At 67.8% G+C, this 13,695-nt stretch carries 15 protein-coding genes; 4 read left to right on the top strand and 11 right to left on the bottom strand.

Going from position 1 to position 13,695, the window contains the following annotated elements; all coding sequences use genetic code 11:
* Positions 1-714, bottom strand: a complete 714-nt coding sequence (locus tag SBI67_RS24645; protein WP_318983104.1) for an NAD-dependent deacylase — start codon at positions 712-714, stop codon at positions 1-3.
* 36 nt (positions 715-750) lie between these two features.
* On the opposite strand from SBI67_RS24645, the gene SBI67_RS24650 reads away from it, so the two are divergent.
* Positions 751-1,116: an Rv1152 family transcriptional regulator gene (locus SBI67_RS24650; protein WP_318983328.1), complete on the top strand. Its 366-nt coding sequence runs from the start codon at positions 751-753 to the stop codon at positions 1,114-1,116.
* Positions 1,117-1,119: 3 nt separating this feature from the next.
* Here the strand turns inward: SBI67_RS24650 and SBI67_RS24655 are convergent, their stop codons facing one another.
* Entirely contained in the window at positions 1,120-2,334 is a 1,215-nt protein-coding gene (locus SBI67_RS24655; RefSeq protein WP_318983105.1) for an Rv1453 family transcriptional regulator, read from the bottom strand.
* A gap of 99 nt (positions 2,335-2,433) precedes the next feature.
* Here SBI67_RS24655 and SBI67_RS24660 point away from each other — a divergent pair, with 99 nt between their 5' ends.
* Positions 2,434-4,008 (top strand): flavin-containing monooxygenase, encoded by a 1,575-nt coding sequence (locus SBI67_RS24660; RefSeq protein WP_318983106.1) that lies wholly within the window; start codon positions 2,434-2,436, stop codon positions 4,006-4,008.
* Here SBI67_RS24660 and SBI67_RS24665 read toward each other — a convergent pair.
* Both SBI67_RS24665 and SBI67_RS24670 read right to left on the bottom strand, forming a co-directional pair.
* Positions 4,005-4,868: a class I SAM-dependent methyltransferase gene (locus SBI67_RS24665; protein WP_318983107.1), complete on the bottom strand. Its 864-nt coding sequence runs from the start codon at positions 4,866-4,868 to the stop codon at positions 4,005-4,007. The two genes, SBI67_RS24660 and SBI67_RS24665, sit on opposite strands and share 4 nt — an antisense overlap.
* A gap of 25 nt (positions 4,869-4,893) precedes the next feature.
* Entirely contained in the window at positions 4,894-5,409 is a 516-nt protein-coding gene (locus SBI67_RS24670) for a DUF1697 domain-containing protein (protein WP_318983108.1), read from the bottom strand.
* A gap of 81 nt (positions 5,410-5,490) precedes the next feature.
* Between SBI67_RS24670 and SBI67_RS24675 the strand changes: the two genes are divergently transcribed.
* The gene (locus SBI67_RS24675; RefSeq protein WP_318983109.1) at positions 5,491-5,934 is read left to right on the top strand and encodes a PPOX class F420-dependent oxidoreductase; all 444 of its coding nucleotides are present in this window, start codon (positions 5,491-5,493) and stop codon (positions 5,932-5,934) included.
* 29 nt (positions 5,935-5,963) lie between these two features.
* Positions 5,964-6,134 carry a DUF5302 domain-containing protein gene (locus tag SBI67_RS24680; RefSeq protein WP_318983110.1) on the top strand — a complete coding sequence of 57 codons (171 nt, stop codon included), beginning with the start codon at positions 5,964-5,966 and terminating at the stop codon, positions 6,132-6,134.
* Here the strand turns inward: SBI67_RS24680 and SBI67_RS24685 are convergent.
* The 7 genes from SBI67_RS24685 to SBI67_RS24715 all read right to left on the bottom strand — a co-directional run bounded on the left by SBI67_RS24685 (position 6,131) and on the right by SBI67_RS24715 (position 13,692).
* Positions 6,131-7,399 carry an acyltransferase family protein gene (locus SBI67_RS24685; protein ID WP_318983111.1) on the bottom strand — a complete coding sequence of 423 codons (1,269 nt, stop codon included), beginning with the start codon at positions 7,397-7,399 and terminating at the stop codon, positions 6,131-6,133. The genes SBI67_RS24680 and SBI67_RS24685 overlap by 4 nt on opposite strands.
* A gap of 107 nt (positions 7,400-7,506) precedes the next feature.
* On the bottom strand, positions 7,507-8,718 hold the full coding sequence (locus SBI67_RS24690) for an MFS transporter (protein WP_318983112.1): 1,212 nt from the start codon (positions 8,716-8,718) through the stop codon (positions 7,507-7,509).
* A gap of 18 nt (positions 8,719-8,736) precedes the next feature.
* Positions 8,737-10,368, bottom strand: a complete 1,632-nt coding sequence (locus SBI67_RS24695; RefSeq protein WP_318983113.1) for a monocarboxylic acid transporter — start codon at positions 10,366-10,368, stop codon at positions 8,737-8,739.
* Positions 10,365-10,715 carry a DUF485 domain-containing protein gene (locus SBI67_RS24700; protein ID WP_318983114.1) on the bottom strand — a complete coding sequence of 117 codons (351 nt, stop codon included), beginning with the start codon at positions 10,713-10,715 and terminating at the stop codon, positions 10,365-10,367. Before SBI67_RS24700 ends, SBI67_RS24695 begins: the two co-directional genes overlap by 4 nt.
* A gap of 134 nt (positions 10,716-10,849) precedes the next feature.
* Entirely contained in the window at positions 10,850-11,278 is a 429-nt protein-coding gene (locus tag SBI67_RS24705; RefSeq protein ID WP_318983115.1) for a nitroreductase/quinone reductase family protein, read from the bottom strand.
* Positions 11,279-11,338: 60 nt separating this feature from the next.
* The gene (locus SBI67_RS24710) at positions 11,339-12,697 is read right to left on the bottom strand and encodes an FAD-dependent oxidoreductase (RefSeq protein ID WP_318983116.1); all 1,359 of its coding nucleotides are present in this window, start codon (positions 12,695-12,697) and stop codon (positions 11,339-11,341) included.
* Positions 12,694-13,692 (bottom strand): zinc-binding alcohol dehydrogenase family protein, encoded by a 999-nt coding sequence (locus tag SBI67_RS24715; protein ID WP_318983117.1) that lies wholly within the window; start codon positions 13,690-13,692, stop codon positions 12,694-12,696. Before SBI67_RS24715 ends, SBI67_RS24710 begins: the two co-directional genes overlap by 4 nt.
* Between the last annotated feature and the right edge of the window lie 3 nt (positions 13,693-13,695).

Below are 13,695 nucleotides of genomic sequence, written 5' to 3' on the forward strand. Positions count from 1 at the left end.
TCAGCCCAGCAGCGCAGGCAGCCGCTGCAACAGGCCCGGTAGCGCGATCGCGGCGGGCTCGCGCACCACCGCGGTGGCCGCCGCCGACAACGGGGTGGCCTGGGGATTCACCTCGATGACGGGAATCCCGTTGGCCAGTGCGGCCTCCGGTAGGCCCGCCGCGGGATAGACCACCGACGAGGTGCCCACCACGACCACCACGTCGGCGCCGGCCACCGCCTGCACCGCGGCGTCCCAGGCTTGGTCGGGCAGTCCCTCGCCGAACCAGACCACGTCGGGCCGGATCAGGCCGCCGCAGCTGCAGCGCGGCGGCTCGACGATCTCGACCGGCTCGGGCATCGCGGGAAGCTCCCCGGTGAAGGGCATTTGGCAGCGGTCACAACGGAATTCGAACAGACTGCCGTGCAGATGGTGCACCCGGGTACTGCCGGCCCGTTCGTGCAGATTGTCGACGTTCTGGGTGGCGATGTGCACGTCGGCGTAGTCCTCCCACGCCGCGACGGCACGGTGACCGTTGTTCGGCTGCACCGTGTCCATCAGGTAATGCCGCCACAGGTACCAGGCCCACACCTTCTCCGGGTGCCGCTGCCAGCCCTCGCTGCTGGAAATCTCATACGGGTCGACCTTCGCCCACAAACCCGTCTCGACGTCGCGGAACGTCGGGACACCGCTCTCGGCGGACATCCCTGCTCCGCTGAGCACCGTCACCTGCACCCCACCAAAGTAGCCGGTGTGGGCAATACTGGGGATATGGCCGGGTTGGGGGATTGGGTCAGGCTGGACGCGCAGGGGGCAAGCCCATTGTTCGACCAGCTGCGCACCCAGATCATCGATGGGGTTCGGGACGGGCGGCTGGAGCCGGGAACACGGTTGCCGACGGTGCGCGATCTGGCCGGGCAGGTGGGGCTGGCGGTCAACACCGTCGCCCGGGCGTATCGGGAACTGGAAGCCGCGGGGATTCTCGAAACCAGGGGACGGTTCGGCACATTCGTGGCACGGGTCGACCCCGCGGATGCCGCGATGGCGGCCGCCGCGCACGCGTTCGCCGAGGCGGCCCGCCAGGTGGGCATGGGAAAGGCCGAGGCAGTGCGTTATCTCGACGCCGTCTTCGACTGACCGCTACGGTCCGCGCCAGCGCAGCACGTCCAGTGCGACGGCGACGTCGACGCTGTTGTCGGCCAGCGGCCGGGGCAGCATCTCATCGGCGCGGGCCAGCCTGCGCAGCAGGGTGTTGCGGTGGGTGTAGAGCCGGGTCGCCGCGCGCGAGGCGCTGCACTGCTCGGCCACGAAAATGCGCACAGTGTCCTGCAGTTCGGGGCTCGCGGACTCGAAGTCACCGAGCACCCGGTGCACGAACTCCGCAGCCCGGTCGGCGTCGGCGGTGAGCAACGCGACCAGCTGGATATCGGTGAACAACGCCAGCTGCTGCGGCGAATGCAGGCGCGCCATCATCTGCTGGGTGGCGATGGCGTCGAAGTGGCTACGCCGGAAACCATCGACCCCGTCGGCGGTCGGACCGATCGCCACTCGGATATCGGGTGCGGCACGCACCACCTCGAGCAGGGCGGCGACGTCGGCGCCCCCCGACCCCGGTGCCCACACCCATCGGGTGGCGGTGCTGGCCAACACGCTGAGTGCCCGAGGGCTGCCGCATGCCTGCCCGAACGCCTCGGCGACACCGTCCAGCAGGGACAGATCCCCGTTGGACCGCACGCTCCAGATCACCGCCGCGGTATGGGCGCCCGTCAACGCGTAACCGAGGCGAGCCTCGGCACGCTGGCGGGGGATGGGGGCCCCGTCGAGCAACAGTGCGATCGTCTCGCGGCGTTCGGCTTGTGTGCCGAGGGTGAGTTCGTCGCGGTCCAGCTCGATCTGGGCGTCGATCCCCTGCAGCGTCGCCTCGATGAACGTGCTGATGGACAGCGAACAGATCTGCAACAGCTCGTGTAACTCGGCAGGATCGGAGGTGAGTTCGAAGGCGATCTCCATCAGGCGTCGCCAGGCGACGCCCTCACCGACACGGTAGGCATCGGAGGGGAACGCCGTGATACCGCGACGCGCCAGCTCGCGGGCGATGGCCAGCGGCTCGGGGCCGGTGTTGGGTGGCACGGGGGCGCCGGGATCGCGCACGTTGGCGGTTGCCCAGAAGTACAGGTTGGCACGGTTGCTGCGGCTGACCGCCGCGGCAAGTTCGGGGTCGGCGGCGATCACCGGGCTGGCGGCCAGCACCGCCGCGTCCAATTCGTCGAGCCATTCCGGCCGGGCGTTGACGACGATCTGGGCGCAGTGCCGGATCAGTTCGCGCACCGCTGGTGATGGCGCCGTCCACTCCACCCCGCCAGCCTAACGGCACGGTGCAAACTGCACATCAGACGAGGAATGATGGTGCGTTATGGCCTAGGGCAAGCCGGTACGCCCGAGGACCATAGAGACATGACTCACACCGAACACCTCGACGTGCTGATCGTCGGCGCCGGCATCTCAGGTATCGGCGCCGCCTACTATCTGCAGCGGGAGCACCCCGGCCGCAGCTACGCCATCATCGAGGCGCGCGACGCCACCGGCGGCACCTGGGACCTGTTCCGCTATCCCGGCATCCGGTCGGATTCGGACCTGCACACCTTCGGCTACGAGTTCAAACCGTGGCGTGACGAGCACGCCATCGCCACCGCCGACAAGATCCTGGCCTATCTGCGCGAGACGGTGGCCGAGAACGGGATCGACCGCCGGATCCGGTTCCACCACAAGGTGCTCGCCGCGGCCTGGAACAGTGCGGACTCGCGCTGGGTGGTCGATATCGAGCGGGACGGCCAGCTGATCCAGGTCTCCGCCAACTGGCTGTTCTGCGCCGGCGGCTACTACCGCTACGACCAGGGCTACACCCCGCAGTTCCCCGGCCGCGAGCGGTTCACCGGCCAGGTGGTGCATCCGCAGCACTGGCCGCAAGATCTGGACTACACCGGCAAGAAGGTTGTCGTGATCGGCAGCGGTGCCACGGCGGTCACGTTGATCCCGGCAATGGCCCCGACCGCCGGCCACGTCACCATGCTGCAGCGCTCGCCCACCTACGTGATGCCGGTCCCGGCCAAGGACGGCTTCGCCAACACCGCCAAGAAACTGTTGGGCGACAAACGCGGATACGCCCTGACCCGGCGCAAGAACATCTTCAAACAGCGGTCGGTCTACGTCTTCTGCCAGAAGTACCCGCAGATTGCGCGCAAACTGATCCGCTACATCAACACCAAGCAGCTGCCCGCCGGCTACCCGGTCGACGAGCACTTCAACCCGAGCTACAACCCGTGGGACCAGCGGCTGTGTGCGGTGCCCGACGGCGACCTGTTCAAGGTGCTCGGCGACGGCAGCGCCTCGGTGGTCACCGACCGGATCGCCACCTTCACCGAGAAGGGCATCCTGCTGGAGTCCGGTCGCGAGCTGGAAGCCGACATCATCGTCACCGCAACGGGTTTGCAGGTCCAACTGTTCGGCGGGGTGCAGCTCACGGTGGACGGTGTGCCGGTGAACCCGGCCGAAACCGTTGCCTACAAAGGCATCATGCTCTCCGGTGTGCCCAATTTCGCCTTCGCGTTCGGCTACACCAACTCGTCGTGGACGCTCAAGGTCGGGCTGTTGTGCGAGCACTTCTGCCGGTTGCTGTCCTTTATGGACGCCAACGGTTTCGACGCGGTCCGACCGGAATTCACCGACCCGGCCATGACGACGTTGCCGCTGATCGACTTCGGTGCCGGCTACATCAGCCGCAGCGCTGCCGAACTACCCCGGCAGGGCGTGAGCGGCCCGTGGCAGATGACGATGAATTACACCGCCGACGCCGAGACACTGCGCAACGGACCGGTGACCGATCCGAACCTGCGGTTCAGTGCGAGCGTTGCCGCCTTGCCGCCCGCCCAGGGCTTATCTCCCGTCGCTCCGCTCGCCCAGGGTTCATCTCCCGTCGCTCCGCTCGCCCAGGGCTTATCTCCCGTCGCTCCGCTCGCCCAGACCAGCTAGCCGAACTCGAGCCGGGTGGTCACCCCGCGCAGCGAATCCAGCAGCGGAAGCCGGTGCGCGGCCCAGATGAGGGTGTTGAGCACCCGGCCGCGCCCCGGCTGCAGCGGGACATCATGCACGGCGCGCACACCGGGGACCGTGGTGGCCAACTCCGCGGCCTGGGCGACCGACAGGCTGAACGGCATCGGCGGCACCCGGTAGCGAGACGACGGCCGCAGCAAGCCGTTGCGGGAACCCCAGGCGAACCAATGCGGTGGCAGGTCGAACATCATCTGCCCACCCGGGAACCGCTGCGCGCAGGCGGTGATCAAGCCGAGTGCCTCCTCGGGCTGCAGATACATCAAAAGCCCCTCGGCGGTGATGAAGACGCCGTCATCGGAGCCTGAGCTCGACGTCGCCGCCGAAGCGGCTCCGACCTGGTCCATCCAGCTGTAGTCCAGTGCCGACTGCGCACACGTCCGCACCCGGTCCGACGGCGGTAGCAGCCTCTCGCGCAGCGCCACGATCGGTGGCAGATCAACGGTGAGCCAACGGAATCGGTTGCCGACGCCGGAGGCGTCGATGCGGTAGAAACTGGTCTGCAGCCCTTCGGCAAGCGCCACGACGGTGGCCGCTGGATGATCGCGAAGATAGGCGCGGGTGGCGGCGTCGAAGGTGAGCGCGCGCAGCGCCATGTCCTGCCGCCGGGACGGGCCGAATTTGGCGAAGTCGAAATCGATGGCATCGACGAGCTCGATCGCCACCGGATCGTCGAGGATCGCGTCGGGCCTGCGGGCCTCGTTCGCCCGGACCTGCAACGTCAACAGTGCCGTCTCGGACACCCCGGTCAACGCGGAGCCGTCGATCTTCTCCGAAGTCACGTATCCGAATCTACCCAGGACCGGATCAGCGCAGCACTTTGTCCAGCGTGCGCAGGTTGCGGGTGGTGGTGGACGATTTGTAGCGCTTCTTGCCCATGGTCTTGCCGATCGCGGAGTCCAGCGTCGACGAGCGAGCCACCTGCCAGTACAGGACACCGTCACCGCGTGCGGCCGTCTCGCCGGCATCGGCCGCCAAGTCGGCGAGCTCGTCGAGCACCGCGTCGTCGCTGACGAAGGTGACATAGGAGTGGTGCTCGGGCACGTCGCGTTCGAACGGGTAGTCGGCGCTGACGTTGCGCAGTGTGTCCAGGTCGTAGACCAGCACCCAGGCGTCGTACCCGAACGCCTGACGCAACGCGGCTTCTGCGGTGCTGCGCACCTTTTTGGCGTCGGAGGTGCTGTCCAGCAACACATTTCCGGTCGCCAAAACCGTCTTGACGTTGTCGAAGCCGGCGTCGGTGAACACCTTGGCTACCTCGGCCATCTTCAGGTTCACCCCGCCGACGTTGACCCCGCGCAGGAAGGCGACGTACCGCGTCACCGGGCCGGCTCCGGCGTCGGCCAGGGGGCAATCCTGTGCAGAGCGGTCATCGTCTCGATGGTATCGACGTACCCTCGTCGCATGGGCCGTTTGGTGTTCGATGACAAGCTGTTGGCGCTGATCAGTGGGAACTCGCTGGGGGTGCTGGCGACGATCAAATCCGACGGCCGACCGCAGCTGTCCAACGTGTCCTATTATTTCGACCCGCGCGCGGTCGCCCTCCAGGTGTCGATCACCGAGCCGCGGGCCAAGACCCGCAACCTGCGGCGCGACCCGCGGGCATCGCTGCATGTCAGCTCCGACGACGGTTGGGCCTACGCGGTGGCCGAGGGTGACGCCATCCTGACCCCGCCGGCGGCTGATCCGCACGACGCGACCGTCGAGGCCCTGATTGCCTTGTACCGCAACATCGCCGGTGAGCACCCGGATTGGGACGACTATCGCAGGGCGATGGTCGACGACCGCAGGGTGCTGCTCACCATTCCGATCTCCCACCTGTACGGGATGCCACCGGGTCTGCGCTGATTCGGCCTGCTCTCGGATAGGCTCTGAGCATGGCCGAGAAACCGGAAGAGGACGAGACCAAGCGCAAGTTCCGGGAGGCATTGGAACGCAAGAAGGCGCAATCGGCGGCGGGTGCCTCGCACGCCGACGGCGGTCGCAAGCAGTCCCGCGCCCACGGCGCCGTGGAGAACCGCCGGGAGTTCCGCCGCAAGAGCGGTTAGCGGGCGAGGCTGCGTGCTGCCGCCAACGCGCTGATCAGCACCGCCACGCACAGCACGCCGGGACCTTTCAGCCCCCAGCCGACCGAGGCCAGGGTGGCGGCACCGGCGATGCAGAGCAACGACCCCACCGCCGTACTGCGCGTGGCGGCGACCGTGCCGCCGTCCCAGTAGGGCAGCGGATTGTTCTCCAGCGGCCGCAGCGCCATGAAGAGGGCTGCGACCATGACGACCATGATCACCAGTTGCGCGATGCTCAGCGCCAGGAAATGTGGCTGCCCGGGATAGCGGGGCAGGCCGAGACGGTCGAACACCAGATGCATGCCCAGCAGCGCAGGCATATGCCACAGGTACAGCGTCATCGCCCCGCTGTTGCCGATCGCCGTCAGCCACCACACCCGGGGCCGCGCGGCCCACCGGGTGATCGCGGGCGCCGCGGCGATGGCGAAGGCGCACATCATGATTGCGTGCCCGGCCAGCAGCAGCGACGGCGGCGTCATGTTCTTGAGCCGTTGTCCTTCGATGCCGACCAGGCTCAACTCGTACGGCCCGAACCGCAGCAAAGCCAGATTGACGGCCAGCATCGTCACAGCCAGCACGGCGGCACCCGGTGGGCGCAGCAGGCCGCGCCGGTAGGCCACGCCGAACATGCCCGGCAACAGCCACACCGACAGGTTCGCATAGCCCAACCAGCCCAGCCCCGGGTCGGTGAGGCGCACCGCATCGACCACCGCGACGAAGCCATAGCCAACCGCGACCGCACCGGCCAGCCGGGCGGTGCTGGTGATCCGGGACAGCAGCGGAACGGCCGCCAGCACAAGGACATACGCGCCGAGGAACCACAACAATTGGGTCGAAATGCCGGCGATCGGCTCGTAGACGTGCACCGGCGCCATGCGGTGCAGCACCAGCAGCGCGACCGCCCAGAACGCCAGGTAGTAGAACACCGGCCGGTACAACCGGGTGCAGCGCTTCAACAACCAGCCGCCCCAATCACCTTGATATGACTGCACCGTCGCGGCTACCCCGGCGAAGAAGAACAGCGGCATGATCTGGAACACCCAGGTGAGTGCCTGGAACACGACCGAGGTGGTGAGCAGGTTGTCCCAGTGGAACACCTCGTCGGTGATGATGCTGGTGGCCATCAACGTGTGCCCGACGATCACGCCGAGCAACGACGCGATGCGGATGACGTCGATGGCACGATCGCGGTCGGGCGGGGTGGCGCTGGCGACCTCGGCGACGGAGGGAAATGCGGTCACGGGCATGGCTCGACGCTAAGCCGGGCTCACCCGCACCGCCTGAGTAGAACCACTCAAAGTCTCAGCGGTTTGTGGAGCCGCAACCGGACTCAGTACGGCTGCGGCTCCACAGATCACACGCTGGCAGGGGTGGCCCGGCGCTCCTGCACCAGGATCGCCGCCAGACACAGCGCGGCCAGTACCCCGACCGCCGCCGCGAACACCTCGCCGGCGGTGCGCAGCCCCCATGCGTGCGCGGCCAGGCCCGCGCCCACCACGGGCAGCGAGATCGCCACATACGCCACCACGAAGTAGGTCGAGCTGACTTCGGCGCGGCGGTCGGCCGGCACCTGCTCGACCACGGCGGCCAAGCCCCGGCTGAAGCTGATGCCCTGTCCGGTGCCGGCAACCAACGCCGCCACCAGGATGCCGGCCAGGGACGAAAGCCGCAGCGCCACAGACAAAATCACCATGCCGACCACCAAGATGGCGCACCCCGCCGCGACCGCACGCGCCGGGGTGATCCGTCGACCCAGCAGCTGGGCCAGCGCCGAAGCGGCGAAGATCGACGCCGCGACCGCGCCGCCGACGGCGTGATTCCCGATGCCGGCCACGTTGGCCACGAACGCCGGCGCCACCGAGGTGAACAACCCCATCACGGCAAAACCGGCGAACGCCGCGGTGGCCGCGGTCAGAAACACGGCGCGCGCCTCGGCGGGAATGGACAGCCTCTGGAAGCCGATGCGGCCGGTGCGGTCCGAGGTTTCCGGGGCGATCAGCACCGCCACCACTGCCAGGCCCATCAGCACGATGTGCACGACGAACGGCACCACCAGCGGGTGCGGGACGTACTGCACCAGCAGTCCGGCCAGCACGGGTCCACTGCCGAGGCCGCCGACGTTGGCGATGGTCGCGACCGTGGCGGCCCGCTCCCGTTCGGCGGCCGGTAGCGCCTCGACGACCGCCGCGGTGGCGGTCCCGGTGAAGACACCCGCCGACAGCCCCGAGAGCAGCCGTCCCACCAACAGCATCGCAACGCTGTCGGCGGCGATGAACACCACGGCGCTGGCCAGCGCGAAGACGATGCCACCCAGCAAGACCGGGCGCCGACCGATCGCATCGGACCAGCGGCCGAAGACCAGCAGCGCGCCGAGCACCCCGACGGCGTAGGCCGCGAACACGATGGTGGTGGTGAGGACTGCGAAGTGCATCTGGTCGGCGTACAGCGCGTACATCGGCGTCGGCAACGTGGTGCCGAGCATGACGGCGGCGAACGCGAAGGCCAGCAGCGGAAAAGCCAGACGGCGGCGGGTGCTCACTCGGGTGAACAACGCCGCCGCCGCCATGGGTAATCCATACCCGATTCAGTGCATGACGGCCTTCTCAGCACCGACACCGGTGAGCGAACGCACCTCCATCTCGGCGTTGACCTCCGGATTGCCCCGGTCCGACGAGGTCAGGGTGCCGACGATGCCGAGCAGGAACGCCAGTGGGATGGACACGATGCCGGGATTGGCCAGCGGGAACCACGCGAAATCGGCGCCGGGGATCATCGCGGTCTTGGAGCCCGAAACGGCGGGGGAGAAGACGATCAGCACGATGGTCGAGATCAGCCCGCCGTACATGCTCCACAGCGCGCCGCGGGTGTTGAACCGGCGCCAGTACAGCGAGTACACGATGGTGGGCAGGTTGGCCGCGGCGGCCACCGCGAAGGCCAGCGCCACCAGGAAGGCGATGTTCTGCCCGTTGGCCAGGATGCCCAGTCCGATGGCGACCAGCCCGAGTACCACCGCGGTGATCCGGGACACCTTGACCTGCTCCTCCTCGGTCACGTGATGTTTCTTCCACACCGACGCGTACACGTCATGCGCGAACGACGCCGACGCCGTGATGGTCAGGCCGGCCACCACCGCCAGGATGGTGGCGAACGCCACCGCCGAGATGATGCCGAGCAGCACCACGCCCCCCAGTTCCAGGGCCAGCAGCGGGGCCGCCGAGTTCTGCCCGCCGGCCGCGGACAGAATGCGGTCCGGTCCGACGATGGCGGCGGCACCGTAGCCCAGCACCAGGGTGAACAGGTAGAACGCGCCGATGAGGGCGATCGCCCACACCACCGAGCGGCGGGCTTCCTTGGCGGTCGGCACGGTGTAGAAGCGCATCAGCACGTGCGGCAGGCCCGCGGTGCCCAGCACCAGCGCCAGGCCCAGCGACAGGAAGTTGATCTTCGATTCCGTGGAGCCACCGTACTGGGCGCCGGGAGCGAGCACGTCCCGGCTGGCAACGCCCTTGGTGGTGGCGTCGGAGACGGCGGACTGGGCGGCACCGAGGATCTCGGAGAAATTCAGCCCGAACTTCGCCAGCACCATGACGGTCATCAGGGCGGCGCCGGTGATCAGCAGGACGGCCTTGATGATTTGCACCCAGGTGGTGCCCTTCATCCCGCCGACCAGGACGTAGACGATCATCAGGATGCCGACGACGGCGATCACCAGTGACTGGCCCGCCCTGCTGTGCACGTTGAGCAGCAGGGCCACCAGGCCGCCGGCGCCGGCCATCTGGGCCAGCAGGTAGAACAGCGACACCGTCAGCGTCGTGGTGGCGGCCGCCAGCCGGACCGGACGCTGCTTGAGCCGGAAGCTCAGCACGTCGGCCATGGTGAACCGGCCGGTGTTGCGCAGCAGTTCGGCCACCAGCAGCAGCGCCACCAGCCAGGCCACCAGGAAACCGATCGAGTAGAGGAACCCGTCGTAGCCGTACACCGCGATGGCCCCGGCGATGCCCAGGAAACTGGCCGCCGACAGGTAGTCACCGGCGATGGCGATGCCGTTCTGCGGCCCGGAGAAGGCGCGGCCGCCGGTGAAGAACTGGTCGGCGGACTTGTTGTTGCCGCTGGCCCGGATCACCACGTACATGGTGACGGCGACGAACAGGCCGAAGATGGCGATATTGGCGACCGGGTTGCCCACCGAGTCGGCGGCGGCGACAAGGGTGGTCACTGTGCTCCGCCTTCCTGGCCTTCGAGCCGCTCCCGGATGGCCGCGGCCCGCGGATCCAGCTCCCGGTTGGCGAATCGGACGTAGATGCCGGTGATCAGGAAGGTGGTGACGAACTGTCCCAGGCCGAGCAGCAACCCGACGTTGACGTTGCCGAACACCTTGGTGGCCATGAAGTCGTGGGCGAAGGCGCCGAGCACCACGTAGAGCCCGTACCAGATGAGGAAGAACGCCGTCATCGGGAAGACGAAGCGACGAAGCTTGCTGCGCAGCTCCTGGAACTCGGGGCTGTCCTGTACGTGCACGAAATCAGAGCCCGTGGGGGCGGGCGGACTGTCGGTTGTGGGCACCGGTGACTCCTTGAGGTCGACTGTGAACCAGCTTGGAGTCGAACCTAAATGAGATGTGAGTCACACGGGTGTGGGCGGCGCCGAAGCTTCTGGCCGGTGCGCCGAACGGTCGGTGGGTGGCGGTGAGCGGCGGGCTACGCCGAGCGTCGGACCAGCTCGACCACCGGAATGACCCGCGCGGTCTTGCGCTGGTAGTCACCGAACTGCGGTTGGACGGCGGTCTGCTTGGCGTAGATGGCGTCGCGCTCGGCCCCTTCGAGTACCCGCGCGGTCACCGGGAAGGTCTCAGTCTTCCACTCGACGGTGACGTCGGGATGCGCGACGAGGTTGTGGAACCAGTCCGGGTTGGTGTCAGCCCCACCCTTGCTGGCGAAGATGTAGATCCGGTCCTCGTCGATCAGGGGTACCAACGGAGCAATGCGCTCCGTGCCGGACTTTGCGCCGGCATGGTGTACCAGCACCAACGGTTTGCCTTCGAACATGCCGCCCGCGGCGCCGCCGTTGGCCCGGAACTCGCTGATCACCTGGCGGTTCATCGCGTCGAAATCGAACGCCTCTGTCATGGTCTTCCTCCCTGTCGGCCTCCTGTGGGCAACGGTCGGCGACCGCGATTGATTCCTCGACTACAGAGTGCCCAACAGCTGATTGAACGCCTCGGTCATCGACGGGTGCGTGTAGATAGAGTCCCGCAGGGCAGTGGCGGTGATGCCGTGGCGCATGGCCAGTGCGACGGTGTTGATCACCTCGTGGGCGTCGTAGCAGAGCAGGGCCGCACCGAGGATCAGGTCGGTCTGCGCGTCCACCACCACCTTCATCCGGCCCTGCGGCTCGCCGACGATGCGGGCCCGCGGCACGGTGGCCATATCGGCCACCGCCATGGCCGCCACCTTGATGTCGAGCCCCTTGTCCCTGGCCTCCCGTTCGGTCAGGCCAACCCGGCCCAACGGTGGGGTGATGAAAAGGTTGTAGGGCACGGCTTTTCGGTCGGACGTGCTGCGAAGGCCGGCGCCGACCAACTGGTCGAGCACGATGCGGTAGTCGTCGAGCGAGACGTAGGTGAACTGTGGACCGCCGTTCACGTCGCCCATCGCGAAGATGTGCGACTGGTTACTGCGCAGGTACTCGTCGACCACGACGGCGCCCGACGTGGTGGTCTGCACACCAGCGGCCGCCAGATCCAGCTCGGCGGTGACGGGTTCGCGGCCCAGCGCGACCAGGATGGCGTCGGCGTCGACGGTGTGTGCGGTCCCGTCGGCGCGATAGCTGACCGTGCCGTCGTCGACCGCGGTCACCTGTGCGCCGGTGATGATCCGGACGCCCTTGTCATGCAGGATGTCTCGTGCCGCCGCGGCGATATCGTCGTCCTCACGGGCCAGCACTTGGTCGTGTCGTTCCAGCACGGTGACCTGGGAGCCGTACGCGGCGTACATCGCGGCGAACTCCAGACCGACATAGCCGCCGCCGAGTACCACCAATCGTGCGGGCAGGTTCTGCTCGGTCAGCAGATCGGTGCTGGTGTGCACCCGCGTTGAGGTGGCCAAGCCGGGGATTTCCGGAAGCGTTGGGCGCGAACCGGTCCCGATCACTATCCACTTCGCCGACACCGTGACCTCGCCGTCGGCGGTGCGCACGGCCAGGGTGTGTGCGTCGAGGAAGCGAGCCGAACCGGTGAGCACCTCGGCCGTCGGGATGCCGTCGATCATGGCGTAGTTCCCGGCCCGCAGGCCGGCGGTCAGCTCGGCGGTCGCGGTGACGGCGCGCCGATAGTCCTCGGGGTGCGCCGTGCCGGCGCCCAGGTGCTCGGACCGATAGACCAGCGACTTGGTCGGGACGCAGCCGATGTTGATGCACGTGCCGCCGTACATCTGCGCGGACTGCTCGATCATCGCCACCCGCCAGCCCTTACGGCCCAGCGCCGCGGCCAGCGTCTTACCGCCCTTACCGAACCCGATGACCGCGAGGTCGACCTGCCGGTCATTCACCGGTGCACCACCACCTTTCCGATCATGCGCCCCGACTCCACCAGCCGATGCGCCTCGCGCAGCCCCGCCGCGGAGAAATCGTCGATCGCGGTGGTGATGGTACTGCGCAACTCGCCCCGGTCCACCAGGTCGGCGGCGGCGGCGAGCAGGCGCTGCTGGGCAATCATGTCGTAGGTAAACAACGCGCGGGTGAACATCAGCTCCCAATGCCAGGCGATGCTCTTGGGTTTCAGGGCCACCAACTCCAGCCCTTCGGGTTCGTCGATGGCGGTGATGTGTCCGAACGGTTTGGTGATCGCCGCGTACGTTTCGACGTTCCCGGCCGAATGCGGGGAGAAAACGTAGTCGACACCATCGGGGGCCACCGAGAGGGCTTGTTTCTCCAGATCGTGGTGGTCGATCACCACGTCGGCGCCCAGGCCCAGTGCCCAGTCCCGCGAATCGTCGCGGCTGGCGGTGGCGATCACCCGCACCCCGGTCAGTTTCTTGGCCAGCTGGATCATGGCCGAGCCGACGCCGCCGGCGGCGCCGAGCACCAACAGGTCACCGGTGGAGTCCGTGGTCAGACCGAACCGTTCGAACAGCGCCTCCCAGGCGGTGATGGTGGTCAGCGGCAGGGCTGCGGAATCCTTGAAGGACAACGACTTCGGCTTACGTGAGACGATGCGCTCGTCCACCGCGTGGAGTTCGGCATTGGTGCCGGGCCTGCTGACATCGCCGGCGTACCACACCTCGTCACCCACGCTCAGCGTGCTGACCTGCGGGCCGACGGCCTCGATCACACCGGCGGCGTCGAAGCCGAGGATCACCGGTGTCGCCGACGGCTCAAGGCTGCGGCGCCGCTTGATGTCGACCGGGTTCACCGAGACCGCGTGCACGCGGACCAGCACATCGTGTGGGCGCAGCTCGGGAACGTCGACCCGCACATCTTGAAGGGCGTCGGCGTCGTCGATGGGCAGGGCGGTGAATGCTCCGATGGCGGTCATGGTGGTCATGTG

Origin of the sequence: Mycolicibacterium chengduense, from assembly GCF_033741155.1 — a bacterium.
Lineage (GTDB): Bacteria > Actinomycetota > Actinomycetes > Mycobacteriales > Mycobacteriaceae > Mycobacterium.

Bases quoted from the DNA above. Each gene is read 5' to 3' on its own strand.
- SBI67_RS24705 (WP_318983115.1), bottom strand. From the start codon at position 11,278: ATGACAGAGGCGTTCGATTTCGACGCGATGAACCGCCAGGTGATCAGC.
- SBI67_RS24650 (WP_318983328.1), top strand. From the start codon at position 751: ATGGCCGGGTTGGGGGATTGGGTCAGGCTGGACGCGCAGGGGGCAAGC.
- SBI67_RS24685 (WP_318983111.1), bottom strand. From the start codon at position 7,399: ATGCCCGTGACCGCATTTCCCTCCGTCGCCGAGGTCGCCAGCGCCACC.
- SBI67_RS24675 (WP_318983109.1), top strand. From the start codon at position 5,491: ATGGGCCGTTTGGTGTTCGATGACAAGCTGTTGGCGCTGATCAGTGGG.
- SBI67_RS24690 (WP_318983112.1), bottom strand. From the start codon at position 8,718: ATGGCGGCGGCGGCGTTGTTCACCCGAGTGAGCACCCGCCGCCGTCTG.
- SBI67_RS24680 (WP_318983110.1), top strand. From the start codon at position 5,964: ATGGCCGAGAAACCGGAAGAGGACGAGACCAAGCGCAAGTTCCGGGAG.
- SBI67_RS24660 (WP_318983106.1), top strand. From the start codon at position 2,434: ATGACTCACACCGAACACCTCGACGTGCTGATCGTCGGCGCCGGCATC.
- SBI67_RS24715 (WP_318983117.1), bottom strand. From the start codon at position 13,692: ATGACCACCATGACCGCCATCGGAGCATTCACCGCCCTGCCCATCGAC.